The sequence below is a fragment of the Ruegeria sp. HKCCD7296 genome, from assembly GCF_013110775.1.
Lineage (GTDB): Bacteria > Pseudomonadota > Alphaproteobacteria > Rhodobacterales > Rhodobacteraceae > Ruegeria.
Window position 1 is genome coordinate 267,498 of the sequence record NZ_WVRF01000003.1, and the last position, 25,024, is coordinate 292,521.

Annotated in this window: 26 protein-coding genes; 14 read left to right on the plus strand and 12 right to left on the minus strand. The window is 57.4% G+C overall.

Going from position 1 to position 25,024, the window contains the following annotated elements:
- Nucleotides 1–58: 58 nt before the first annotated feature.
- Nucleotides 59–1,804, minus strand: a complete 1,746-nt coding sequence (argS, locus tag GS632_RS06355; RefSeq protein ID WP_171237737.1) for an arginine--tRNA ligase — start codon at nt 1,802–1,804, stop codon at nt 59–61.
- A 53-nt stretch (nt 1,805–1,857) separates the two neighbouring features.
- On the opposite strand from argS, the gene GS632_RS06360 reads away from it, so the two are divergent.
- On the plus strand, nt 1,858–2,202 hold the full coding sequence (locus tag GS632_RS06360) for a hypothetical protein (RefSeq protein ID WP_216601720.1): 345 nt from the start codon (nt 1,858–1,860) through the stop codon (nt 2,200–2,202).
- Here the strand turns inward: GS632_RS06360 and GS632_RS06365 are convergent, their stop codons facing one another.
- Nucleotides 2,203–3,342 carry a deoxyguanosinetriphosphate triphosphohydrolase gene (locus GS632_RS06365; protein ID WP_171237739.1) on the minus strand — a complete coding sequence of 380 codons (1,140 nt, stop codon included), beginning with the start codon at nt 3,340–3,342 and terminating at the stop codon, nt 2,203–2,205.
- A 76-nt stretch (nt 3,343–3,418) separates the two neighbouring features.
- Between GS632_RS06365 and GS632_RS06370 the strand changes: the two genes are divergently transcribed.
- Both GS632_RS06370 and xth read left to right on the plus strand, forming a co-directional pair.
- On the plus strand, nt 3,419–3,742 hold the full coding sequence (locus GS632_RS06370; RefSeq protein ID WP_171179775.1) for an iron-sulfur cluster assembly accessory protein: 324 nt from the start codon (nt 3,419–3,421) through the stop codon (nt 3,740–3,742).
- A 280-nt stretch (nt 3,743–4,022) separates the two neighbouring features.
- Nucleotides 4,023–4,802, plus strand: a complete 780-nt coding sequence (xth, locus tag GS632_RS06375; RefSeq protein WP_171179773.1) for an exodeoxyribonuclease III — start codon at nt 4,023–4,025, stop codon at nt 4,800–4,802.
- Nucleotides 4,803–4,806: 4 nt separating this feature from the next.
- Here the strand turns inward: xth and GS632_RS06380 are convergent, their stop codons facing one another.
- A complete protein-coding gene (locus tag GS632_RS06380; RefSeq protein ID WP_171721476.1) occupies nt 4,807–5,958 on the minus strand; it encodes an FAD-dependent monooxygenase in 1,152 nt (383 codons plus the stop codon).
- A 71-nt stretch (nt 5,959–6,029) separates the two neighbouring features.
- Nucleotides 6,030–6,452, minus strand: a complete 423-nt coding sequence (gene dksA, locus GS632_RS06385; RefSeq protein ID WP_050602554.1) for an RNA polymerase-binding protein DksA — start codon at nt 6,450–6,452, stop codon at nt 6,030–6,032.
- A gap of 382 nt (nt 6,453–6,834) precedes the next feature.
- On the opposite strand from dksA, the gene GS632_RS06390 reads away from it, so the two are divergent.
- The 7 genes from GS632_RS06390 (at nt 6,835) to GS632_RS06420 (ending at nt 12,646) form a co-directional block, all read left to right on the plus strand.
- Entirely contained in the window at nt 6,835–7,680 is an 846-nt protein-coding gene (locus tag GS632_RS06390; protein WP_171234450.1) for a MoxR family ATPase, read from the plus strand.
- Between the two features lie 102 nt (nt 7,681–7,782).
- Nucleotides 7,783–8,232, plus strand: coding sequence for an N-acetyltransferase family protein (locus tag GS632_RS06395; protein ID WP_371809962.1), 450 nt, complete (start codon nt 7,783–7,785; stop codon nt 8,230–8,232).
- The gene (locus GS632_RS06400; protein WP_171179768.1) at nt 8,229–9,605 is read left to right on the plus strand and encodes a DUF2927 domain-containing protein; all 1,377 of its coding nucleotides are present in this window, start codon (nt 8,229–8,231) and stop codon (nt 9,603–9,605) included. Before GS632_RS06395 ends, GS632_RS06400 begins: the two co-directional genes overlap by 4 nt.
- A 7-nt stretch (nt 9,606–9,612) precedes the next feature.
- Nucleotides 9,613–9,783 (plus strand): hypothetical protein, encoded by a 171-nt coding sequence (locus GS632_RS06405; RefSeq protein ID WP_171234453.1) that lies wholly within the window; start codon nt 9,613–9,615, stop codon nt 9,781–9,783.
- 4 nt (nt 9,784–9,787) lie between these two features.
- Nucleotides 9,788–10,972: a VWA domain-containing protein gene (locus tag GS632_RS06410; protein WP_171179764.1), complete on the plus strand. Its 1,185-nt coding sequence runs from the start codon at nt 9,788–9,790 to the stop codon at nt 10,970–10,972.
- A gap of 176 nt (nt 10,973–11,148) precedes the next feature.
- Complete coding sequence (locus GS632_RS06415; protein ID WP_171721477.1) at nt 11,149–11,862, plus strand: FkbM family methyltransferase; 714 nt, start codon at nt 11,149–11,151, stop codon at nt 11,860–11,862.
- Nucleotides 11,863–11,959: 97 nt separating this feature from the next.
- Complete coding sequence (locus GS632_RS06420; RefSeq protein WP_171179760.1) at nt 11,960–12,646, plus strand: M48 family metallopeptidase; 687 nt, start codon at nt 11,960–11,962, stop codon at nt 12,644–12,646.
- A gap of 70 nt (nt 12,647–12,716) precedes the next feature.
- Here the strand turns inward: GS632_RS06420 and GS632_RS06425 are convergent, their stop codons facing one another.
- The 5 genes from GS632_RS06425 to GS632_RS06445 are packed head-to-tail and all read right to left on the minus strand — an operon-like array spanning nt 12,717 to nt 17,987.
- On the minus strand, nt 12,717–13,259 hold the full coding sequence (locus GS632_RS06425) for an RSP_2648 family PIN domain-containing protein (protein WP_171179758.1): 543 nt from the start codon (nt 13,257–13,259) through the stop codon (nt 12,717–12,719).
- Nucleotides 13,256–14,458 (minus strand): RSP_2647 family RNA methyltransferase, encoded by a 1,203-nt coding sequence (locus tag GS632_RS06430; protein WP_171237744.1) that lies wholly within the window; start codon nt 14,456–14,458, stop codon nt 13,256–13,258. Before GS632_RS06430 ends, GS632_RS06425 begins: the two co-directional genes overlap by 4 nt.
- 38 nt (nt 14,459–14,496) lie before the next feature.
- Nucleotides 14,497–14,769: a hypothetical protein gene (locus tag GS632_RS06435; protein WP_171237745.1), complete on the minus strand. Its 273-nt coding sequence runs from the start codon at nt 14,767–14,769 to the stop codon at nt 14,497–14,499.
- The gene (locus tag GS632_RS06440) at nt 14,753–17,548 is read right to left on the minus strand and encodes a glutamine-synthetase adenylyltransferase (RefSeq protein WP_171237746.1); all 2,796 of its coding nucleotides are present in this window, start codon (nt 17,546–17,548) and stop codon (nt 14,753–14,755) included. Before GS632_RS06440 ends, GS632_RS06435 begins: the two co-directional genes overlap by 17 nt.
- A 49-nt stretch (nt 17,549–17,597) precedes the next feature.
- Nucleotides 17,598–17,987, minus strand: coding sequence for a nuclear transport factor 2 family protein (locus tag GS632_RS06445; protein ID WP_171237747.1), 390 nt, complete (start codon nt 17,985–17,987; stop codon nt 17,598–17,600).
- A gap of 141 nt (nt 17,988–18,128) precedes the next feature.
- Here GS632_RS06445 and GS632_RS06450 point away from each other — a divergent pair, with 141 nt between their 5' ends.
- The 4 genes from GS632_RS06450 to GS632_RS06465 all read left to right on the plus strand — a co-directional run bounded on the left by GS632_RS06450 (nt 18,129) and on the right by GS632_RS06465 (nt 20,345).
- On the plus strand, nt 18,129–18,551 hold the full coding sequence (locus GS632_RS06450; RefSeq protein ID WP_171179748.1) for a DUF2852 domain-containing protein: 423 nt from the start codon (nt 18,129–18,131) through the stop codon (nt 18,549–18,551).
- Nucleotides 18,552–18,616: 65 nt separating this feature from the next.
- Nucleotides 18,617–19,048: an RDD family protein gene (locus GS632_RS06455; protein ID WP_171234463.1), complete on the plus strand. Its 432-nt coding sequence runs from the start codon at nt 18,617–18,619 to the stop codon at nt 19,046–19,048.
- 75 nt (nt 19,049–19,123) lie between these two features.
- Nucleotides 19,124–19,948, plus strand: coding sequence for an arginyltransferase (locus GS632_RS06460; protein WP_171237748.1), 825 nt, complete (start codon nt 19,124–19,126; stop codon nt 19,946–19,948).
- 7 nt (nt 19,949–19,955) lie between these two features.
- On the plus strand, nt 19,956–20,345 hold the full coding sequence (locus GS632_RS06465) for a VOC family protein (RefSeq protein ID WP_171237749.1): 390 nt from the start codon (nt 19,956–19,958) through the stop codon (nt 20,343–20,345).
- Nucleotides 20,346–20,475: 130 nt separating this feature from the next.
- Here the strand turns inward: GS632_RS06465 and GS632_RS06470 are convergent, their stop codons facing one another.
- The 3 genes from GS632_RS06470 to GS632_RS06480 all read right to left on the minus strand — a co-directional run bounded on the left by GS632_RS06470 (nt 20,476) and on the right by GS632_RS06480 (nt 24,977).
- Nucleotides 20,476–22,830, minus strand: a complete 2,355-nt coding sequence (locus GS632_RS06470; RefSeq protein ID WP_171237750.1) for a TRAP transporter large permease subunit — start codon at nt 22,828–22,830, stop codon at nt 20,476–20,478.
- Between the two features lie 17 nt (nt 22,831–22,847).
- On the minus strand, nt 22,848–23,774 hold the full coding sequence (locus tag GS632_RS06475; RefSeq protein ID WP_171179739.1) for a TRAP transporter small permease subunit: 927 nt from the start codon (nt 23,772–23,774) through the stop codon (nt 22,848–22,850).
- A 120-nt stretch (nt 23,775–23,894) separates the two neighbouring features.
- Nucleotides 23,895–24,977, minus strand: a complete 1,083-nt coding sequence (locus tag GS632_RS06480; RefSeq protein WP_171179737.1) for a TRAP transporter substrate-binding protein — start codon at nt 24,975–24,977, stop codon at nt 23,895–23,897.
- Between the last annotated feature and the right edge of the window lie 47 nt (nt 24,978–25,024).

A 25,024-nucleotide genomic window follows, 5' to 3' on the forward strand; every position in this document is an offset into this window, starting at 1 on the left:
AATAAGGCGCGCGGGTCATTTCTTGCCTACCTCGTACCGGCGGTTCGGGCGATATTTGTTACCGCATCTCCTGCGCCGGAGTAACGCCAAGAATACCCAAGCCCGCTGAAATCACAACAGAAACGGCACGGGCCAATGCGATTTTCGACTGGCTTGTGGCAACATCGCCATCCTGGATAAAGCGCAACTGGGTTTCGTCATTGCCCTTGTTCCACAGCGCGTGGAAATCCCCTGCAAGTTCATAGAGATAGAAAGCAACGCGGTGCGGTTCATTGGTGCGCGCGGCGATCTCCACCAGACGCGGCCATTCGGCCAGCTTTTTGGCAACGGTCAGTTCCGAGGCATGGTCGTTCTTGCTCAGATCAGCACCAGACAGGGTCGCGTCATCTGCGGCAATCCCGGCCTCAGCAGCACGGCGCAGAACGCTCATCACACGGGCATGAGCGTATTGCACATAGAACACGGGGTTCTCACGGCTTTGTTCCAACACCTTGTCGAAATCGAAATCCAAGGGCGCATCGTTCTTGCGGGTCAGCATCACGAAACGGGTCACATCAGGCCCAACCTGATCGACCACATCGCGCAAAGTGACAAAGTTCCCGGCGCGCTTGGACATCTTGAACGGCTCGCCATTCTTCCACAGCTTCACCAACTGCGTCAGCTTGATATCCAGCGGCACCTTTCCACCAGACAGAGCCGACACCGCTGCCTTCATCCGTTTGACATAGCCGCCATGATCGGCCCCGAACACATCGATCAGCGCGTCAAAGCCACGGCTGACCTTGTCATAGTGATAGGCGATGTCGGGCGCGAAATAGGTCCAGCTGCCATCCGATTTCTTGACCGGGCGGTCCACATCATCGCCGTGCTCGGTCGATTTGAACAGGGTCTGTTCACGCGGCTCCCAATCCTCGGGCTTCTTGCCCTTCGGCGGCTCAAGCACGCCCTCATAGATCAGGCCCTTGTCGGTCAGCGATTGCAGCGCCGCTTCGATCCGGCCTGTGCCATAGAGCGACTTTTCCGAGAAGAACACGTCCATCTCAACGCCCAGCGCCTTCAGGTCAGCGCGGATCAGGTCCATCATCGCATCCGTGGCGAAGTTGCGCAGATCTTCCAGCCATTCGCTTTCAGGCTTGTCGATCAGGCTGTCGCCGTATTTCTCTTTCAGCGCCTCACCGATCGGGATCAGGTAATCGCCGGGATACAGGCCTTCCGCGATCTCGGGGCTCAGGCCATTGGCTTCGCGATAGCGCTCATAAGCCGAGCGCGCCAGTACATCCACCTGCGCGCCGCCATCGTTGATGTAGTATTCGCGGGTCACATCATGGCCGGAATAGGCCAGCAAGCTTGCCAAAGCATCTCCGAACACGGCCCCCCGCGTATGCCCCACATGCAGCGGACCGGTCGGGTTGGCCGAGACATACTCGACATTGACCTTTTGTCCCTGCCCCATGGTCGAACGGCCATAGTCCGTGCCCTTCTCCAGCACCGCCGTTAGCACGCCTTGCCAGACTGCGGACGCAAGGCGCAGGTTCAGGAAGCCCGGTCCGGCAACCTCGGCGCTGGTGATCCGGTTATCCGCCGCCAGTTTGCCAGCCAGCACATCGGCAATATCGCGCGGCTTCATCTTGGCCGGTTTCGCCAGCACCATCGCCGCATTGGTCGCCATGTCGCCATGCGCTGCATCACGCGGGGGTTCGACCGCCACGTTGTCAAAGCTCAGCCCTTCCGGCAGCGCGCCTTCGGACTGCATCTGTGCCAGCGCGTCCAATACAAGGCCGCGGATCTCGGAAAACAGGTTCATTTCGGATGTCCTTTTGCTTGTCCGGCGGTTTACCACGCAGCACGGCAAGGTCAATGGACGCCTTGGAACAGTTTGAGGTCACGATCCCCGACGGCCCACGGGGTAACCAGCGGGACTATGCGTTTTCAGGGCCCCTTCTTTTCGAGGTCATGATCATGGCAGGTGCGGAAGGTAAAACAGCACTTCCCATGGCGTTAGAAGGGTATCAGGCCGAAATCGCTTGGGACAGTATTGACACCGACAAACCAACCATCACCACGCACGCTGTTGGTTCACCTATAGGGATCGGAGGGTATGGCCCCACGATGATCGTATTCCCGCCAACAGACGACGCTGATCAATCGACGAAACAAGCGGGTCAGCAAGTCTGGGGCATCGCTTACATCGCTGTGAAGTGATCAGCCTGTCAGCCGGGCGTGATCCTGCAGAGCAAACCGGTCAGTCATACCCGCAATGTAGTCCGAAACAATACGTGCCAAAGCGGTCTCATCCTTGGCAGCTTCAATGTCATTGTGCCAGCGCGCAGGCATCTGTTTCGGGTCATTCAGATAAATGGGGAACAGGTCTTCTACAATCGTTGCGACTTCGGCCCGTACCTTCATAACACTGGGCGCACGATACATCCGAGTGAACAGAAACGCCCGGATTTCACGAAGCTGCGCCCAAACCCCATTTGAAAACTGTATGACGGGATAGCCAAGATGGCGGATATCCTCGACAGACTGCGCCCCCGAATTTTCAATCAACTCACGGGAGGAGTTGATTACATCGGAAACCATAACGCCAAACACCCGCCGTAACGCTTCGTGACGCCTGCGATACAGGTCCAGCTTCGGGTACTTTGCGTCTACATCCGCGTAACAAGCCCCTACAATGGGAAGATTGCGCAGGTCATCATCTTCAAAAAGCCCTGCGCGCAACCCGTCCAGAAGATCATGATTGTTGTACGCAATATCGTCAGATAGCGCCGCTACCTGCGCCTCTGCACTGGCATGGGTGTGGAGTTCAAGGTCAAAGCCCCGATTGCATTCGGCCAACGCCCAGGGCAAATCACCCACAACCGGGCCGTTATGTTTGGCGATCCCTTCCAGACATTCCCATGTCAGGTTGCAGCCGTCGAACTCAGCGTAATGACGCTCTAACCTGGTCACAATCCGAATAGCCTGTGCATTGTGGTCAAAACCACCATAAGGCTCCATCAAGGCGTGCAAGGCGTCTTCACCAGTATGACCAAATGGCGTGTGGCCGAGGTCATGGGCCAGAGCCACAGCCTCGGTCAGTTCGGGGTTCAGATCCAACGCCCCGGCGATGGTTCGCGCCACCTGAGCCACTTCGATGGAATGGGTCAGACGGGTGCGATAGCTGTCGCCCTCATGCTCAACAAAGACTTGCGTCTTATGTTTGAGCCGCCGAAAGGCACTGGCATGAATGATCCTGTCCCGGTCGCGCTGAAAGCATGACCGGAAATTGCTCTCGTCCTCAGGCACCAGCCGCCCCCTTGCGCGCACCGGATCCGAGGCAAAACTCGCTCTGACCAAAGGTCTAGTCCTTGTCGCCTGTCCTTGGGTTCCATATATTGTAGGACGCTAAGGAAATAAACCTTTGGAGAGCGGCATGAATCTGCCCCCAACAGTCACTGAACGCGCCTTTGAGCGTCTGGCCGAGATTGGCGCCGCAGACCAGGGTCAGGCCCTGCGTGTTGCAGTGGAAGGCGGCGGTTGCTCGGGCTTTCAATACGAAATCGCGTTGGACACCCCAAGAGAGGATGACCTGATCCTTGAAGGCAAAGGCCAGAAAGTTATCGTTGATGCGATCTCGCTGCCTTTCCTTGAGAACGCAGTCATTGATTTCACACAAGAGCTGATCGGCGCGCGTTTTGTGATCGACAATCCAAACGCGACATCCTCCTGCGGATGCGGCACGTCTTTTTCGATGTGAAACCGGTGGGGGCTTTGCCCCCACACCCCCAAGGTATTTCTAGCCAGATGAAGCAGGGATCCGCTCGCTGACCAAACGATCAGAGAGCTTCACCTGGCGCGGTCATCGGCGCCTCCGCCTGTACCGCTTCAGCAGCATTGATCGAGTTGGTTAAGAATCCGTTTCTTCATCTGGCTGAAAATACCTCGGAGCGCGAGGCAGAGCCTCGCAAACCTGCCCTCCACCTTGCCGCTGGGTTCATTCTGAGCGATAGGTTGCCAATTGCTTCGGAGGATCGCGCATGAAAATCGCCACATTCAACATCAACGGCATCAAAGCGCGGGCCGAGGCCCTTCCCCGGTGGCTGGATGACGCGCAACCCGACGTCGTTCTTTTGCAGGAAATCAAATCCATCGATGAAAATTTTCCACGCGAGATGTTTGAAGAGCGTGGATACAACGTGGAAACCCATGGGCAAAAGAGCTTCAACGGCGTGGCCATCCTGTCGAAGCTGCCGTTGGAAGATGTCTCGCGCGGTCTGCCGGGGGATGACCATGATGAACAAGCACGCTGGATCGAGGCGACAGTCATCGGCAAAAAAGCTCTGCGAATCTGCGGTCTGTACCTACCAAATGGCAACCCGGTACCTGGCCCGAAATACGACTATAAGCTGGCTTGGATGGAAAGACTGTACCAGCGCGCGCGTGATCTGATGGACAGTGAAGAGCCGGCACTCATGGCGGGCGACTACAATATCATCCCGCAGGCCGAAGATGCCAAACGTCCTGAGGCATGGCGAGAGGACGCGCTGTTCCGGCCCGAAAGCCGCGCAGCATTTCGCAAAGTCATGAATCTTGGATTCACCGAGGCGTTCCGGGCCACGACCCAAGGCCCCGGACATTATTCATTCTGGGACTACCAGGCCGGTGCCTGGAACCGGAATGACGGCATTCGGATCGACCATTTCCTGTTGACCCCTCAGGCTGCCGATCTGATGCGCGATTGCCGTATCGACTTTGAAATCCGGGGACATGAAAAACCTTCAGACCACGTGCCGGTTTGGGTTGATCTAGATCTGTAAACTCTCAAACCGTCGGATCGTAGCTGTATATCCACTCGTATCGCTGCGCCAGCTTTGGACCTAGCGCCATCAAGGCGGCCTGAGCAGCCAGACGCATCGGGCCGCTCAGGTGAAAGTTACGAGCATTTGACCCTGCGGCTGCTACGACTTTGCGAGCTCGCGGTTTTCGGGCACTTTCATAAGCAGCCAAAGCCTTAACGATCCCGGACTCCAATTCGAATGCGCGGGCAAGGCACCAAGCATCCTCCAACGCCAAACAGGCCCCTTGCGCCATGAAGGGCAACGTCGGATGTGCCGCATCCCCCACCAAGACGATGCGACCGTTTTGCCATTTCTCGGCAACCGGTCGCAGGAACAAAGCCCAAATATTGACCTGTTCGACCTGCGCCAGAATCGTGCCAACTTCCCCACCGAAATCCGCAAACCGCGCGCGCAAGTCGTCTGGATTTCCTTCCTGACGCCATCCCTCCTCGTGCCAGTCTGATCGTTCTTCGACCGCAACGATGTTCATCTGATTCTGATCGCGCAGAGGATAAGTCACCACGTGACGTCTGGGCCCCATGGTCAGCGCGGCACGCGGCGTCTGGTCAGAATGACTCCACGGAATCGTGGCCCGCCATGCAACTTGATGGGTGAACGCGGGTGTTTCGAGGCCGTTGAGGATCGGCCGGATCACACTGCGCCCCCCATCTGCCGCAATGGCACATTCAGCCCGAAGTCTTTCGCCGCTTTCCAGAACAATCTCGGCCTCTCCGGGGTGTTTGAGCACTTCGGTGACGCGCGATTCCAGACGCAACTCCACCCCTGCACGCAGGGCGGCTTTATGCAGCAAATCAAGCAGGTCAGCGCGGTGGTAGTAATAAGTTAGTCCGGCGGCGGGACTGGGTACGCGGCTGATCACCCGCCCCTTGCGGTAATCACGCAGCACCGTACCAAACGATTTCTGGGCGAACGCGGGCTTGCCTTTTGCAACGCCAAGAGCCCTCAGCACAGCCATGCCGTTGGCGCTGATTTGCAGGCCAGCGCCAACTTCGGTCAGTTCGCTAGCCTGTTCGAGCACAGTGACCTGTGCGCCCCTGACTTGCAATGCAAGCGCGGCAGCCAGGCCGCCGATGCCCCCACCAATAACGCAGAAATTCAAACCGTGGATATTCATGTCCCCGCCATAACGCAAAAACGCCGGAGCCACAGGCCCCGGCGCTTAAGATTTTACCCAAAATCCGGCGATCAATCGTCGCGGTGGACCTTTTCGCGGCGCTCGTGGCGTTCCTGTGCCTCAAGCGTCATGGTGGCAATCGGACGCGCGTCCAGACGTTTCAGCGAAATCGGATCGCCGGTCTTTTCACAATACCCGTATTCGCCCTCTTCGATACGGCGCAGGGCCGAGTCGATCTTGGCGACCAGCTTACGCTGACGATCCCGCGTGCGCAGTTCAAGTGCACGGTCGGTTTCCTCGCTTGCGCGGTCTGCGACGTCCGGAATGTTACGGGTATTGTCCTGCAAACCTTCGATCGTGTCGCGGCTGCCTGCCAATAGTTCTGTCTTCCAATCCAGCAGCTTGCGACGAAAATACTCAAGCTGACGATCATTCATGAAAGGTTCATCTTCGGCCGGACGGTAGTCCTCCGGCAGAAAAACTTCCTGCTTCATATTTGCTCCCTCGGTATGGCCAGAAACGTCGGTCGCGGTTGTTTCACCTGACATTTGGCTCTCCCTTCTGCGCAGCGTTTAGCCGACGGGCCGTGGAATGTCACTACACAAACGTTGCATCCACAGTCGCCCGCGCGGATTTGTCTAAATATGAGACAAACATCAGGAAAACCTTGTTTTTATATGAAATTCAGCAGGCTTTTTTGAGGCAGGTCGCGTGAAGCGCCGGTGTCGGCGACGGACGAATCAATCAAAAGCGCTTGGAGACGCAGTAAAATTCCTGTTGACCGACGCAGGGACGCGGGTTGTCAAAAACCTTGCCGCTCTGTAACCCGGAAAACACAGTTTGCCCGACCATACCGCACAACCACACGAGAGGCCCATGACAGCACGTTTTCAAGGTACAGCCGAATATGTCGCCACAGACGATCTGACCATTGCCGTGAACGCCGCCGTCACACTCGAGCGCCCTCTGTTGGTCAAAGGGGAACCCGGAACCGGCAAGACCGAACTGGCCAAACAGGTCGCCGGTGCACTGGGTCTGCGGATGATCGAGTGGAACGTGAAATCAACGACACGCGCGCAACAGGGCCTTTACGAATACGACGCGGTCAGCCGCCTGCGCGACAGCCAGCTTGGCGAAGAGCGCGTGCATGACGTGTCAAACTATATCCGCAAGGGTAAGCTGTGGCAGGCGTTTGAGGCCGATGAAAAAGTTGTTCTTCTGATCGATGAGATCGACAAGGCGGACATCGAATTTCCCAACGACCTTTTACAGGAACTCGATAAGATGGAGTTCCATGTCTACGAGACCGGCGACACGATCCGGGCCAAGAACCGCCCCATCGTGATCATCACGTCGAACAACGAAAAGGAACTGCCCGACGCATTTCTGCGCCGGTGTTTCTTTCACTACATCCGCTTCCCTGATGAGACCACAATGCGCCGCATTGTCGAAGTGCACCACCCCGGTATCAAGGACGCGCTTTTGACCACCGCATTGACCCAGTTTTATGAAATCCGCGAGACACAGGGTTTGAAGAAAAAGCCTTCGACCTCCGAGGTTCTGGACTGGCTGAAGCTGCTGCTGGCCGAAGACTTGACCGCCGAGGACCTCAAGCGCGATGGGGCCAATGCCCTGCCGAAGCTGCATGGCGCATTGCTTAAAAATGAACAGGATGTGCATTTGTTCGAACGGCTGGCCTTCATGGCGCGCGGCAAACGGTAGCTTAAACCTGAACAAATTGGTGATCTTGGCTTGCGTTGCTTCACCCCGGGTGTCAGCATCGCAGGAGTGACCGGATCAACCTCACAGAATTGGACAGATCGCTTGGCGAACACACTGAAAATCCGCCCCCTTCGTGCCGAAGACAAGGATCAGTGGGCTGACATGTGGCGGGACTATCTGGCGTTTTATGAAACCGCCCTGCCCGCAGAAATCTACGAGACGACGTTTTCAAGACTGTTGGGCGGTGATCCGCAGGATTTTTCCTGTTTTGTCGCCGAGCAGGATGGCAATCTGGTCGGGCTGACGCATTACCTGTTTCACCGTCATGCCTGGAAGATCGAAAAGGTCTGCTACCTGCAAGACCTTTTTGCCCGACCCGAAGCCCGTGGCACAGGCGTGGGCCGAGCACTGATCCAGGCGGTTTACGACGAGGCCGACCGGCAAGGTGCGCCGTCGGTTTATTGGCTGACGCAGGAGTTCAACCAAACCGCGCGGCAACTTTATGACCGCATCGGAACGGTCACACCGTTCATCAAGTATTCCCGCTCATGATGCGTTGGTCCGCTCTTGTTGTGGCGTTGTTTGCGGCGGGTTGCACATCGGTTGAACCTATTCAAACAGTTCCGGTATCCGACGAGATCCGCTCGGTTGAGGCGGCACTGCCACCCACCAAATCCTTCGGCGCTCCCCGTCCCTGGCCACCCGCCCGATCCAACAAGAACATCGCCGAGGATTTTGTGTCGCTGCACTTCGCGCTGGAAAGCGGCGCTGCCCTGCCGGTGTTTACCCGGTTTGAAACACCGGTCACAGTACGGCTGACCGGGGCGCCGACCGCCAGTATGCAGCAGGATCTGACGCGCCTGCTGAACCGTTTGAAACGTGAAGCCGGGATCAATATTCGGCAGATCCAAGACGGTCAGGCCAATATCACGATCGAGGCGGTCAGTCAGGAAGACATCCTGCGGATTCTGCCCAACGCCGCGTGTTTCGTGGTACCGAATGCCTCAAGCCTGGACGAATACCGCCGTGACCGCCGCAAGGCCAAAAGCAGTTGGACCGAGCTGCGCCGACGCGAAAGGCTAGGGATATTCATTCCGTATGATGTCAGCCCTCAGGAAATACGTGATTGCCTTCATGAGGAGTTGGCGCAGGCGCTGGGTCCTCTGAATGACCTCTATCATTTGCCGGATTCGGTGTTCAACGATGACAATATTCACACCGTTCTAACCGGGTTTGACATGCTGATACTGCGCGCCACCTATGCGCCAGAGCTGCGTACAGGCATGAGCCAGGAACAGGTGAAATCCGTGATCCCCGACGTGCTGAGCCGCCTGAACCCGCGTGGCGACCGGCTGGCTGTTCAACCCGCTACCGAGACACCCCGTGAATGGGTAGACGCCATTCAAAAATCGCTGGGTCCCGGGCCGGGATCACCGCGGCAAATGCGCGCCGCCAGGAAGGCCGCCCGCATTGGTCAGCAATTGGGATGGACGGATCACCGTCGCGCTTATCCCCACTATCTGCTTGGCCGGATGGAACAGTTCCGCAACCCAAACGAAGCGCTTAGACAGTTTCAGATTGCCCAGCAATTTCTGAAGGCGACGCCTGGCACCGAGGTTCATCAAGCCTATGTGACCACTCAAACTGCCGCATTTGCGCTGGCTCAGGATCAGGGACCACGTGTTTTGCCCGAGCTTAACAATGCCATCAACGTGATGACCAGGGCCGAGAATGCCTCGATTTTGGCCACATTGCTGCTGTTGAAGTCTGAAGCCTTGAGACAGGCCGGACAGCTTCAGCAGGCCCGTTCGGTCAGGCTGGACAGCATTGGTTGGGCGCGATACGGGTTTGGTTCGCAACTGGTGGCCCAGTCTTTGGTTGAAAGCGCAGGCCAGCGGAGCTCGGGCAGCAGGACAGACGGGTGAAACACACATGGTGGTAGTTTTGGGAATGGCGATCCTAGGGGCGATCCTAGGCGCTTTGACCGCAAAAAAACGCAATGGAAACGGGGCTGACATGGCGCAGTATGCTGCTGGCTACGGGATCGCATTTGCGCTTCTTGGGCTGATAATCTCGTTGATTCTGGTGCGCATGGTGGCGTGACGCGATGTTTTTGCCCTTTTTCGAAAACCTCCGCAAAGCAGGCATCCCGGTCTCACTTCGGGAGTATCTGACCTTTCTGGAGGGTATGAAGAAGGGCTTGGCCACCTATGATGTCGAAGCGTTCTACTATCTCGCCCGCGTGTCGATGGTAAAGGATGAGCGCAACATCGACAAATTCGACCGTGCTTTTGCAGCCAGTTTCGAAGGACTGAACGAAATCAGTTTCGATCAGGTTCTGGAAGCTGTCGATATCCCCGCCGATTGGCTAGCCAAGATGGCTGAAAAGCACCTGTCGGACGAAGAAAAGGCCGAAATCGAAGCGCTTGGCGGGTTCGACAAGCTGATGGAAACCCTGCGCGAGCGTCTGAAGGAACAACAAGGCCGCCATCAGGGTGGCAATAAATGGATCGGCACGGCCGGAACCTCTCCGTTTGGTGCGTACGGATATAACCCCGAAGGCGTCCGCATTGGGCAAAAGGAAAGCCGCCATCAGCGCGCGGTCAAAGTCTGGGACAAGCGGGAATTCAAAAACTTAGACGACACAGTTGAACTGGGCACCCGCAACATCAAGGTCGCCTTGAAGCGTTTGCGCCGCTGGGCCCGTGAAGGGGCGGCTGAAGAGCTGGATCTGGACGGCACCATCCGCGCCACGGCTGAACATGGCTATCTCGACGTCAAGACCCGCCCCGAGCGTCACAACGCGGTCAAGGTGCTGTTGTTTCTGGACGTGGGCGGATCAATGGACCCGCATATTAAGGTAGTCGAGGAACTGTTTTCCGCCGCCCGTACTGAATTCAAGCATCTGGAATACTACTACTTCCACAACTGCCTTTATGAAGGTGTTTGGCGCGACAACCGCCGTCGCTGGGATCAACAGACCCCCACCCACGAAGTTCTGCGCACTTATGGTGGCGACTATAAGTGTATTTTTGTTGGCGACGCCTCGATGAGCCCGTACGAAATCGCCTATCCCGGCGGTGCCAATGAACATTGGAACCAGGAAGCCGGGCAAGTCTGGCTACAACGCGCGCGGGACCAATGGACATCCAACCTCTGGATCAATCCGGTGCCCGAGAAGTATTGGGAATACACCCATTCAATCGGCATGATCCAAGAGATCTTCGAAGATCGCATGGTGCCCATGACACTTGCCGGACTGGAACAGGGCATGCGGGAACTGACGCGGTAGGTCGTTCCCCGAAAATGAAAGAAAAAACGCGTGCCACTGATTATTGCACTGCAATAGGCTGCTGGAATTTAAGGTTTTATCACCTTGAGACACAGTCTAAGGTGCATCTGGAAAAGTGGCATTCCCGCCCGGGTTTCGGGGCACACGCTCATCCACGCAAGACTTGAGGTTCGCACATGGCAACAGAATTCGCTGAAGACGGTGGCTCGGTCTGTTATCGCGGCGTCAGAATTCACAAAAAGCCCGGTTTGTTCACCCGCAGAATTCTGAGATCCATGAGGCTGGGACGTTACGAAACAGCCGAGTTGCGCCATGCCGAACGGTGCATCGAACAAGGCGAGCGGGTTCTGGATATCGGAGCCGGGGTCGGTTTTTTGTCCACAAAGATCGCCCAGATCGAGGGTGTCGACAAAGTTGTTTCGGTCGAAGCAAACCCGGCCCTGATCGACGTGATACAAGCAACCTTTGAAGAAAACGATGTGTCCGACAAAGCCGAATGTCTTCATGGCATCCTTGGGCAAACAAATGATGTCAACACTGTCGATTTCTATATCCGCAAGAATTTCTGGGCCTCATCCCTGAGTGGCGAGGAAAGAGCCTATACCGAAAAAGTCGATGTGCCGATTTTGGACTTCAATGACATTGTCGCAAAGTTTGCCCCAACACTGATCATATGTGACATTGAAGGTGGTGAGGCAGACCTGTTCCAACAGTGCGACCTGCGTTCTGTGTCCCGCCTTGTCATCGAGGTCCATCCGGGGATTTATGGCCAAAAAGGTCTGGCCCGGGTATTTCAAGCGGTGATGGATCAAGGGTTTGTTTTGGATATCCGGGCCCCTCGCGCCGGTGATGTTCTGACGTTTATGAATATCAACCACATTTCTGAATGAAACGGCACGAGGCGCAGCTCAGCCCTGTCCTGATCCTTCTATTGACTGCAGTAAAGTTTGTATTGCCCTGACGCCGTTGCGGCCCCATATCTAAGCCATGTTGCGTTTCACCCCGATCCTGCTGGCCATTGCCTATGGTCTTGTGATGTACCGGATTTCCGTCTGGCGTACCCATCGGGAACTGGATGCGAAATCGACGGAACTGGCTGACCCTGCATTGAAACGTATGACGGACCGTCTGGCGGCCGCTTTGGGTATCGATCGGGTGCCCGTTTTTATCTACGAGATCGACCCGGTGAACGGTCTTGCAGCCCCAGACGGTCGGATTTTCATTACGCGCGGGTTTTATCGGAAGTTCCGCAATGGCGAGGTCTCGGCCGAGGAAATGGCCAGTGTTATCGCACATGAGCTGGGGCATGTCGCCTTGGGACATGCGCGGCGGCGGATGATTGATTTTTCCGGTCAGAACGCAATGCGGACGGCGTTGATATTGGTACTGAACCGGTTCATCCCGTTCATCGGCGCGATGATTGCCAATGCTTTGACCGCCCTATTGGCCTCACGTCTGTCACGTGGAGATGAATATGAAGCCGATGAATATGCGGCTGCTTTGCTGACCAAGGCCGGTATCGGAATTGGACCGCAAAAATCGCTGTTTCACAAGCTGGAGGACCTGACGCAGCAGCGCGCCGGGGTCGTTCCTGCGTGGTTGATGAGCCATCCCAAGACGGATGAGCGGATTGCAGCCCTTGAAAAACTTGAACAGCGTTGGGCGCGTGGCTGAGGGCGCGCAGCGAGAGGCCAGCCTCTCGCGCTCTCCGAGGTATTTTTAGCCAGATGAAGCAGGATCGCTTTTACGTGGTAAGGGCTTTACCCAAACGTGGAAGGCGGGCTTTTTTCATCAATGTGCGCAAGGTCCATTGATCACCTGAAAGACGGTTAGCCTCGGCAAGGACTTGAGCCGCGAGTGCGTTCATCCCGATTGCGTCTGCTTGCCAGAAACCGTGAAGCAGGCTGTCTGGGTCACGGCGCTCAAGGCCTTCTTCGGCCAGGATATTCTTGGGAAAATCCTTGGCGTTCACCGTCACGATTACATCGGCGGAAGCCGCAACTGCAGTCGCCAGCACGTGGATATCTGCGGCATCCGGCAGCCAAAGGCGGTTTTGCAACCCTTCGTTCGGCGCGCGCTCGGCATCCGGCCAATTGGCTTGTGTCAGTGAGATTTCGGCACGGGCTTGTGCCTCACCCGTTGGGCCAAGTTTGCGGGCGGCGCGGGCCCATTCCTCGAGGATGCGTGCAGACCAGATCGGAGTGAAATGACCCAGACGCGCAGCCCCCAACAGCATCTCGCGCATCACCGTGGGGTAGATCACGCAGGTGTCGAGAACGGCTTTCATAAGCGATAGAACACTGCTTTGAGGTAACCGCTTTCCGCCAGTTGCGGCAGTTGCGGGTGATCTGGACCCGCAAATCCGGTGTGTATCAATTGCGCCTGCCGTCCGGCCCGACCAATCCCGCGGGATGAGGCATCGCGGAACCGCCCCAGATCCGCAGCGTGCGAACATGAGCACAGCCCCAGATAACCGCCGGGTTTGACCAGAGGTGCGGCCAGTCGAGCGATCCGTTCATAGGCGCGAAGACCGGCATCAAGTGCTTGTTTCGACGGTGCAAAAGCGGGTGGGTCGCAGATCACGACGTCGAACTGCGCGCCTTCTTCCCCCAATTGGGTCAACACGTCGAACGCGTCGCCTTGCCGGGTTTTGAACTTGTCAGCAAGGCCTGATGCCTCAGCGCCCTTTGCCGCCAACTCCAGTGCGGCGGCAGAGCCATCAACAGACAGCGCCAACCCTGCACCGCCTGCCAGCATGGCGAGACCAAAGCCGCCCACATGGCTGAAGACGTCCAACACGTGCGCTCCCGAATGTACCAGCCGCGCGGCAAAGGCATGATTGGGACGCTGGTCATAGAACAGGCCGGTTTTCTGCCCGCCGGTCAGATCGGCCATGTAGGTCGCACCATTCATCGGCACCGGCAGCGGTGCATCGGGTGTGGTGCCGCGCAGGGTTTGGTTGACGTCGTCCAGCCCCTCCAGCCCACGTGTGCGGCCTGAGGCGTTTTTCAGCACCGTGATCACGCCAGTCACCTTGACCAAAGCATCGGTCAGCAGGTCGAGATTCGCCTCGGCCCAGGCCGCGTTCGGCTGGATGACGCAGGCGTCACCAAAGCGGTCGATGATCACGCCGGGAAAGCCATCCGCCTCGGCATGGAGCAGGCGGTAGTACGGGGCGTCAAACAGGCGTTCGCGCATCTCGAGGGCGCGCCGCAGGCGGGTTTCGAACCAAGCGGCATCAAGCTGCGCGTCAATATCACGGTCCAGCACCCGGCACATGATCTTGGACTCGGGGTTGACCGCCACCAGCGCGACGGGCGCGCGTTTTTCATCCTCAAGCACGGCCAGTGCACCGGCAGGGATTTTACGGGTACGGCGGTCGGTTACGATGTCGTTGGCATAGACCCAGGGGAAGCCATGACGCAGGCCGCGCGCATTGGCTTTGGGTTTCAGACGGATACGGGGGCGGTCGGCAGATTGGGTCATGGCGCCCTCATAGTCATGAACGCTCCGATGGAAAAGCCCTAGCGGTTACGAGACCGCCATCCGCCTCGGCGCTTGGGGGTCTTTGCCGCCTGAAGACCCTCGCTCAGGACCTGTGTCATGGGATGATCGGGGTTTTGGCCCATGTAGCCTGCGTGCAATTCCGCCAGCGCTGTATTCTGATCGCGATCGGCAGGCAGGCTGAGCGCCCAGTCCAGAAAGATGCTGCGACATTCGGGCAAGGTAATGCCCTCAATGCGGTAAGCTTCGCGGATCAGACCCTTGTGGTCGTTGGGATCAGTGCTGCGCGCCATCTTCGCCCTCGTTGATCACGCCTCCGATCAGATCGGCTGCGGTCGTGTAACTTTCCTGCAATGCTGCCTGTAGGGCCTCGACATGTTCGAACCCGGTCGCGCGGCACAAAAACGCCGCGCCGCCCTCGCCGATTTTGTCGGCCTCGATGACCTTGCCCGACAGCAGTCGGGCGGCACATTGCACGGACCAGCATAAATCATAGCAGTCTTTCAGCGATTGCGCCTGCGCGACATTCAGCAATCCGGCTGCGACGGCCCCATCCAGACCCGATGATACATCGCGCTGCGCCGAGCCTGCCAGCAAAGCGCCGGTTTCGGCCATCAGTTCGATGTCCATCAGACGCCCCGGTCCGTTCTTGGCATCCCAGATGCCCGCAGGTGCCTTGGCGGCAGCAAGGCGCGCGCGCATTTCGGCGACTTCGCGAAGCACATTACTCTGTTCCCTTGGCCGCGACAGGAATTCGGCCCGGAAGGATTCAATATCTTCGGCAAGCCCAGCGTCACCCGCGACGACATGCGCGCGGGTCAGGGCCAAATGCTCCCAAACCCAGGCTTCGTTTTGCTGATAGTTGGTAAAGCTGGCCCAGCTTGTTGCCACCGGCCCCTGGTTACCTGAAGGGCGCAACCGCATATCGACCTCATACAAGCGCCCTTGTGACATGGGTGCCGAAAGTGCAGTGATCAGCGCCTGAGTAAAGCGCGCGTAATAGGTGCGCGTGGCCAATGGGCGCGGACCGTCTGACATCTCTTCGTCCTGCGGATCATAGATCACGATCATGTCCAGATCGGACTGCGAATTAATACGCCCCGCGCCAAGCGAACCCATACCCAAAATGGCGGCTCCACGACCGGGCGCGGGACCATGTTTGCGGGCAAAGTTCTCGGTGACATAGGGAAGTACGGCTGCAATCACCGACTGAGCAAGCTCTGCATATTGCTGACCGGCCTGCGCCCCGTGAATAAGGCCGCGCAGATGATGCACCCCAATGCGAAAATGCCATTCCTTGCACCAGCGCCGCGCCAGATCGAGTTGGGTTTCATAATCCGTTTCTTCCGAAAGGGCTTGTGCCAGTTCGCCCTGCAGCGCCTCTTGCCCCGGCCAATCGGTAAAGAAACTGCCGCCGATCACCGCGTCAAACACAGACGCATTACGTGACAGGTGCGAAGCAAGCGCATGAGATGTGCCAACAATATCGACCAAAAGATCGATCAGGTGCGGGTTTGCTTCGAACAAGGAAAACAACTGCACCCCGGCGGGAAGACCGGCCAGAAACCCGTCTAAAGCCATAAGCGCCTCGTCCGGTTTGGCTGTCTTGGCGAGGCGCGAAAGCAATTCGGGCCGCAGGCGTTCGAAAATCCGCGCGCCCCGCTGGCTTCGCAGCGCCGGGTATGTCGTCCAGCGCGCCAGTATATTCTTGTCAAACTCGACGTTCTGCACCGGCGTAGAGGCCGGTGATTGACCCGGCGCAAAGAACCCCTCGGTCAGCTCATGCACTTCGGTCAGGCGGCGCATGAGGTCTTGTGTCAACTCTGCATTGCTGATCCCCATAAGACAGGCAACGCGTTCGATCCCATCGGGTGAATTTGGCACCTTGTGGGTCTGCGCGTCGTGGATCATCTGAATACGATGCTCGACCTCGCGATGCGCCCGGTAGTGATCGGTCAGTTTCTCAGCCACGTCCTCTGGCACCCAGCCTTTTGACGCCAGCGCCGACAGCCCCGGAACAGTCCCTCGCACGCGCAGGTCCGCATCACGCCCACCAGCGATCAGTTGGCGGGTTTGCGTAAAAAACTCAATCTCTCGGATGCCGCCCTGACCCAGCTTCATGTCGTGGCCGGGGATGGACAAAGACCCACCAGTTCCTTTGTTTTCGCGGATACGCAGACGCATATCATGGGCGTCCTGAATGGCCGCAAAGTCCAGATGGCGGCGCCAGACAAAGGGGCGCAGGCTGTCCAGGAACCTTTGACCCGCCCCCAAATCCCCGGAACAGGGCCGCGCCTTGATATAGGCGGCCCGTTCCCAGGTACGACCAAGGCTTTCATAATATCGTTCAGCCGCCTCCATCGCCATGCAAACCGGGGTCACGGCGGGATCTGGGCGCAGCCTCAGATCGGTCCGAAACACATACCCGTCTGCTGTCTTGTCACTGAGCGTCGCGCAGAAATTCCGCGTTGCCCGGACCATGCCCTGACGGGCCTCGTAGAAATCGTCGGGGTCAAAACGCGTCTCGTCAAACAGAACAATCAGATCAACGTCCGAGCTGTAATTCAGCTCATGCGCGCCCATCTTGCCCATCGCAAGAATGACCAGCCCAGCTGCGTTTTCGACATCATCTTCAGTCATTCCGGGCAGTTTCTTGCGCCGGATCAACGCAGCGATCTCGGCCTTGGCCGCAACATCCGCGGCCAGTGCTCCGAAATCCGTCAGGGCCGCCGTGACCTTTTCCAGCGGCCACGCACCTGCAATATCAGCCAAGGCGGTAAGCAGCGCCAAACGTCGCTTGGCCTGACGCAAGCCGGGTTTCAACTGATCGGGCGGCAGATCACGCGCTGCAGTCATAACGTTCGCTAGGGCCTGATCCGGCTGCTCCAATGCCTCAGGCAACCAGCCTTTCTCACGCTCGATCAGACCTTTCAGATAAGGGCTGGACCCGGCAGTGCCCGCCACGAGCTCACCCATTTCCTGCGGCAAATCTGGCATCAGGGCCCGCGCTTCATCCCCCAGAGACGGATCAAAAGCACGCGGAAGCCGGGTAATGGAAAGAGCGTCAGTCATGCGCGCACCCTGCGCATCGTCATGCGCCATCGTCAATGGGGTATTCTGATCAGATATCCTGAACGGGTGTATCCTGACTGAAACTGTTGACCCAAGCGTCGTTGCGCCTTTCCCAGAGCGAGGAAATCAGCATTGCGTCGCCTCCGGTTGCACTCGGTCTCTGGTAATCGGCCCGACAGGACAACAATACAATGTCAGGTGTCAGCACACGCAACCGCGCATCACTGAGATCAAACTCTGCCATCGTCGGCGCATCCGCAAACTGACCGACGTGATCGGCTCGGTTGGCAAACCCGGTTGGGTAAACTCCCAGAAAATCCGCACTCAGCAAAGCGCGGTCTGCGCTTGCATTTCCTTCAACCAGCGCGGTCCAGACCTGCTTTTCCAGGTCAAGAATGTCATTCAGCGAAGGAGCCGTTTTGTTTTCAGTCATATTCATGGCCGCACCCTGCCGTCAGAGACATTCACCATCAACTGTATAGTGGAATGTAAATCTTTTTCACATTACCCCTTGTATCACCCGAAGGCGCCCCCATCTAGACAATGTGAAAACAGTTTACATCAACCCTGGAGAGCTTTCATGACTGCACTGTCCGACCCCGCCGTCCCCGCCAATCCGGGATGGCTTTACCGAATTGAGGCCTGGCTGGATGACAAAGGCAAAGGGGCCTGGATCGCCGCCATGGTCCTTGGTTTCATCTTCTTCTGGCCTGTTGGCCTTGCCCTTCTGGCCTACATGATCTGGAGCAAACGCATGTTCAGCAAGTCCTGCAGCCGCCGCAAATCCTGGCACAGCCACATGAGCGCAATGAAGCCTTCGGGTAACAGCGCTTTTGACGCCTACAAGGCTGACACTCTGGCCCGCCTGGAGCGCGAACAGCAGGATTTTGAAGCTTTCCTGCGCCGTCTTCGCGAAGCCAAAGACAAGGCTGAATTCGACCAGTTCATGGACGAACGCGCCCGCGAAAACCACGAAGAAAACGGCACAGGCGCACCTGCCTGATAGCCCTTGCCCTGCCCCGGTTATTCGGGTCAGGGTGCACCAACCCTATCTTTCGGACGTGACGAATGAACCACCTGCCCAACCCGGATACTCAACCAGAATTCTACAGCTCGGTTGCGACCAAGCGCTTTGTCGCGTGGCTGTTCGATATCGCCTTCATCTCGCTGCTGTGCATCGTGCCCGTCTTCCTGACCTTCGGTGCGGGGCTGTTTTTCCTTCCGCTGATTTACGCTGTGATCAGCTTTGCGTATCGGGTCATCACCATCTCGAACGGCTCAGCCACGCTGGGTATGCGCTTCATGGGCATCGAACTGCGTGACGCATTCGGCGAGCGGATGGATATGGGCAAAGCCATCGCCCATACTGCCGGTTATTTCGTCAGCATGGCGTTTTTCGTGATCCAAATCATTTCGGTCATCATGATGCTGACCAGCGCCCGCGGTCAGGGCCTGACCGACAGTTTCCTGGGGACTGTGATGATCAATCAAAGGGCGTGAAAACCAGTTGCGTGAATCACTTGGCGGTCTCGGGAACGGTTGTTATCATCTGTCCCGAGGCTAGATGGGAACTTCATGCGACACACGCTGCCAATTGCGCCACAATTCTATGTGACCGCTCCACAACCCTGCCCTTATCTCGACGGCAGGATGGAGCGTAAACTGTTCACAGCCCTTCAAGGTGAAGGCGCGGAACAGTTGAACAATTCCCTGTCTCAACAGGGGTTTCGTCGGTCGCAGAATGTGCTCTATCGCCCGTCGTGCACCGATTGCGCGGCCTGTCTGTCCGCTCGGATCGATGTGTCGGCCTTTCGCGCCACCAAAAGCCAGAAACGCGCAGCCAAGCGCAACGGCTATCTGGAACGCCGCGCAACATCACCCTGGGCCACGGACGAACAATACGAGTTGTTCCGCCGTTATCTTGACACACGGCACGCCGACGGGGGCATGGCCGACATGGATGTGTTCGAGTTTGCCGCAATGATTGAAGAAACCCCGATCCGCAGCCGCGTTGTGGAGTATGCCGACCCGGAAACCGGCAACCTCATCGCCGTTAGCCTGACCGATGTGCTCGATGACGGGCTGAGTATGGTCTATTCCTTCTACGATCCCAACCAACCTCAGAACTCTCTGGGCACCTACATGATCCTGGATCATATCGAAATCGCGCGAGAAGCCGGGCTTCCCTTTATCTATTTGGGCTACTGGGTCCCCGGCAGTCCCAAAATGGGCTACAAGGCCAAGTTCACAGGGCTTGAAGCCTATATTCAGGGGCAATGGCGAAAGATCAAAGACCCAGGCGCCTATTCCGATGCATCGCATCACCCGTTGTCATCTGCGCCCATAGCCGAACAAGTGGCGAATATTCAGCTGCCTGACCGCCACCCGACCAAAAGCTGACCAAATAATGAAGCAGTCCCTGCATGCGGTTGCCCTTGTGGTGCCCGACTATGATACCGCGATCTCATTCTACACCAAAACGCTCAAGTTCCAGCTCCTGCAAGACCTCGCGCTCGGCGACGGCAAACGCTGGGTACTGGTCGCCCCGCCCGGATCGACAGGCAGCGCCCTTCTTCTGGCAAAAGCCGACGGCCCCGACCAAAAAGCCGCTATTGGCAACCAAACCGGCGGTCGTGTGGGTTTCTTCCTGCAAACCGATGATTTCGACCGCAATCATGCTGACATGCTGGCACAAGGTGTCACATTCGAAGAGGCCCCACGTTCCGAACCCTATGGCCAGGTTGCCGTCTGGCGCGATCCCTTCGGCAATCGGTGGGACCTGATCCAGTTCAGCTGATTCGCAGCTTCATCTGGCCAAAAATACCTCGGGGATGAATTGGCCGCAGGCCAAGAAGGGGCTGGCCCCTTCTCCGGTACAAACAAGAAAAGGGGGCCATTAGGCCCCCTTTGCATTTTGCTAACCGGGATCAATTCGGGATCAGGTCCGGGACGATCGTGACGATCGAGGGGAAGAACCACAAGATCGCAATGCCGACCACCTGGATCAACACAAACGGTATGATCCCGCGATAGATATGACCCGTCGTGACCTCTTTTGGGGCAACCCCTCTCAGGTAGAACAAGGCGAACCCGAAGGGCGGCGTCAGGAACGAGGTCTGCAAGTTCACAGCCACCATGATCGTCACCCATTTCGGATCGAAAGATCCACCATAAATCACCGGCCCCACGATGGGGATCACGATGTATATGATTTCAAGGAAGTCCAGCACAAAGCCCAGAATGAACAGCACCAGCATCACGATCAGGAAGACCGTGAACTCGTTGTCAAAGCTCTTCAGGAACTGTTGAATATAGTGCTCACCTCCAAACGAGATCACCACAAGGTTCAGCAACTGTGACCCGATCAGAATGGTAAAGACCATCGAGGTCACTTTGGCTGTCTCGCGAACAACAGGCGTCAGAACACCGCTCGAGAACAGCACCCAACAGCCGTAAATCAAGCCGAACAGGGCAAAAAGGTAAGCGCCGTAAGCGACGATAAACGCAACCCAAGTTTCAAATGAAACACTACCCTGCGAAATGCGCAGATCAAAGTTAACCCCCATCAACAAGGCAATGATCACGGCAAAGGTTGCCCAGATGATCACCTTGCCCGACCGGCCCTGATCTTGAAGTTTGCGATACGCCGCCAGCATGATAGCACCGCCCGCGCCCAGCGCAGCTGCCGGTGTCGGGTTGGTCACGCCCCCCAAGATCGACCCCAGCACCGCGATGATCAGAACCAACGGAGGAAACACAACGCGGATCAGATCGTTGGTGGCGCATCGTGCGGCAGCTTCCTTGCAGCCGTAGATGGCGAGTGCAAATGGCAAAGCCAGCAGAAGGAAAGTGGCCCCCGAAGAGGTTGTCGGCGAAATCAAAAGGATATCGACCAAAGCCATAAGCAACAGGCCAATTGCCCCCAGGATCAGCGGCTGCGGTGAACGCGAAGGCGCGATCCCGCGGCCCAGAACCAGTGTCAGCCCCAAAAGAACAATGGTCACTGCCACGCCCGTTCCAATCGGGGCTGCCGCGGCAATCTTCTCTTGCTGTGCGACCGCCAGTTCCTCTTCACTCAGGCGTTGAGCATTCGCAACACCTCCTGCGGCATCGATTGCTTCCTGCTCGACAACAGCCTGATCCCAGGCTGACTGACCGTGCAGCTCGATCATCGAGGCTTTGCATTCTTCTGACACGTTCGTGCGCAGCGAGGCACTCTGTCCAACGTCCGAGAAGGCTGAGACCGCAATGTTCTGACTTCCAATCACGCCGACATTGCCCAGAAGAACTGCCCCGACAATCAGAGCAACCGGAGCGCCCAGCAGCCAGGTCAGTCCCTCGGACCGGGTGATTGTCTCGCCTGACCCGCCTGAAATTTCCACTGCCGGTGCTTTGTGCGGGTTCAGTAACGCATAGCCAAAGGCATAAAGCGCATAGAGCAAGGCCAGCATGATCCCCGGCAACAAGGCCGCTTGGAAGAGCGTCCCAACCGAAACAACAGCGGGCTCGCCCAGGAAGGTCAAAGCATCGGTACAACCTGCCTCAATGGCGCGCGTTTCCTGTGCTGTCGAATACAGATCCCCAGCCAGAGTGCCCAGCAGAACGATCACAATCGACGGCGGGATGATCTGCCCCAAGGTACCCGATGCAGCGATGACACCGGTTGCCAGTTCGGGAGCATAGTTGTTTCGCAGCATGGTCGGCAGTGCCAACAGGCCCATGGTCACAACCGTCGCGCCCACAATCCCGGTCGACGCGGCAAGGAAAGCACCCACAACCACGATCGATACGGCCAGACCGCCCGGCAGCGGGCCAAAGACACGCGCCATCGTGGTCAACAGGTCGTTGGCAATCTTTGAGCGTTCCAGCGTAATACCCATTAGAACGAACATTAGCACGGCCAACAGCGTCTCGATGGACTGACCCGCCAGAACGCGTTCGTTCATTCGGTTCACGATGAAGGAGACGTTGCGATCCAGCGCCGTTTCCCAGCCTTGCACAAAGACCGGTTCGGCGATCCTTGGCAAATCGGGGTATCGGAACACGGATATCGTGTCGGGTTTCACCCCCGAGTTCACGATATCCCGATAGGCTTGCGAGCCCGTGTCTATCGCCTGGTGGATCAACAGACCCGCACTGTCGAGCGCAGCGATGATCCCGAAAGAAATGACCCCGGCCCCACCGATGGCAAAAGCCACCGGAAACCCGGAAAGAATGCCTCCGAAGAGGCAGAAGAATACGATAATGAGGCCTATCTCGACGCCATCAAGTCCGAATAGCATTGTCTGGTTCTCCGTCCTTAATGCGCGCCTTCATAGGCTTCTTCACCCTCACCAAGGCTGTCCTTGTCGAGGTATTTTCCGGTGCTTTCCGGCCCTTCCACATACTCAAGATACGACCGGTACAGGAATGCGATGGCATGCAGGAACACCATGGCCGCAAAGGCAACCAGAAGGATCTTGAACAGGAAGTATGCGTTAAAGCCATTGGGGCTGAACCCGATGGTCTCCACATTCCAGCGCAGCGCGCGGGACTTGGCCACCAGACGATCCAGTGTGTCACTGGCCGAAGGTTTCGGCACGATCAGGTGCCGCCACATGAAGTACCAACCATACATCCAGGTCAGCACAGCCATGGGCATCATGAACAACACCGCGCCTAACATATCAACCACGCGCTTGGCGCGGTGGCTGATGCCGGCGTAGATCAGGTCAACGCGCACATGCCCGCCCTGCACAAATGTGTAGGTACAGCACAGACAAACCACCATGGCGTTGTAAAGTTTCAGTTCTTCCGCAAACCAGCTGATGTCCATCTGGAACGGGATCCCCAAGCCGAACGACATATCAGGGCGCGTAAACACCCGCTGCATGAAGACAATCACGATCTGCTGGATCACCATCAGCAGACCTGCCCACGCAAAGAAACGGCCGGTGGTGTTTGCAAACCCCTCCAGCCCGCGCACGATGGCCCACATAAAGTTCCGGTAGTAGAGCCCGATCGCGGTCAGAACCAGAAAGAAGGTGAAAACCACGAAGAAGAACTCGACCGAGCCTCCGTAGTAGACAAAGCGCATGATCGCCTCTTTGTCGGACCAGTTCAGCCAGAGCTGCGGATGCGTGATAGCGTATCCGAAATTATAGAAGGCTTCGGCAATGTTCTGAATGAACCAGATCAGTCCATTCCACAGGGCGCCGAAAAACGAAATACCGTTGTCGTCCTGCATGTTGTCCCCGGGTCTCGTCAGTTGCATTGCTGATTATAGCGGCGTGATGGGTCCGCGCATATGCAACAGGAAAGGCTTCCCCGCTGATGCGGGGAAACCGTTTGCTCATTTGGCTCGAATTTAGCCGCGAACGCGGTCGCGCTGAGCGGTGTAGGCACCCGACGACAGGTTGATCCAAGCAGACGAAGCCGCCATAGACGCCATTGCGCTGTCGTGGATTTTCTTAAACAGCTCGTCGCCCATGTTCTCGTCCAGAACCTCTTGCGACGCCTGGCCAAATGCATCCCAAACGCTGTCCGGGAACTCCATGACCTTCACGCCGCCCGACTGCAGACGCTGCAGGGCTGCACCGTTATTGGCCAGGAACTGCGCCAGATTCCACTGGTGCGCTTCGGCCGCTGCGATCTCGATGATCTTCTGCTGTGCAGGTGTCAGTTCGTCAAAGACGTCACGGTTTGTGGCCAGCGACAGACCCGCGCCTGGCTCATGGAAGCCCGCAGTATAGTAGGTCTTGGTGATTTCCTGGAAGCCTGCTTTTTCGTCAGCCCAGGGACCGATCCACTCGGTTCCGTCAATCGCACCCGAAGACAGCGCCTGATACACTTCCGAACCCGGAATGTTCTGAACCGACGCGCCCAGCTTACCCAGCGCCTGGCCACCCAGGCCCGGCATACGGAACTTCAGGCCCTGGAAATCTTCGGGGCTGTTGATCTCTTTCGAGTACCAGCCACCCGCCTGCGCGCCGGTGTTCCCGGCCAGGAAAGACTTGAGGCCAAAGATCGAACCCAGCTCGTCATGCAGCTCCATGCCGCCATCGTGGTAATACCAGTTCACCAGTTCCTGCGCGGTCATGCCGAACGGAACAGCAGTGAAGAAGGCATAGCCCGGGTGCTGACCCACAAAGTAATAGTCCGCCGCGTGGTACATATCGGCCTGACCGGACGACACCGCGTCAAAAACCTCAAACGCGCCAACCAGCTCACCAGCGGCCTTGATCTCAACATTCAGGCTTCCGTCCGACATCGCGTTGATGCTGTCGGCACAGCGCTGCGCGCTGTCAAACACGCCCGCCAGACCGCGACCCCACGAGGTCACCATGGTCAGGGTACGCTGGCCCTGAGCGTAGGCCGGTGCCGCCAGTGCGGTTGCTGCAGCTGCCGATCCGCCCAGCGCGGATTTTTTCAGAAATGAACGACGATCCATATGAGTGTTCCTCCCCTTCATAGTCATCATCCGGCACAGCCGGACCT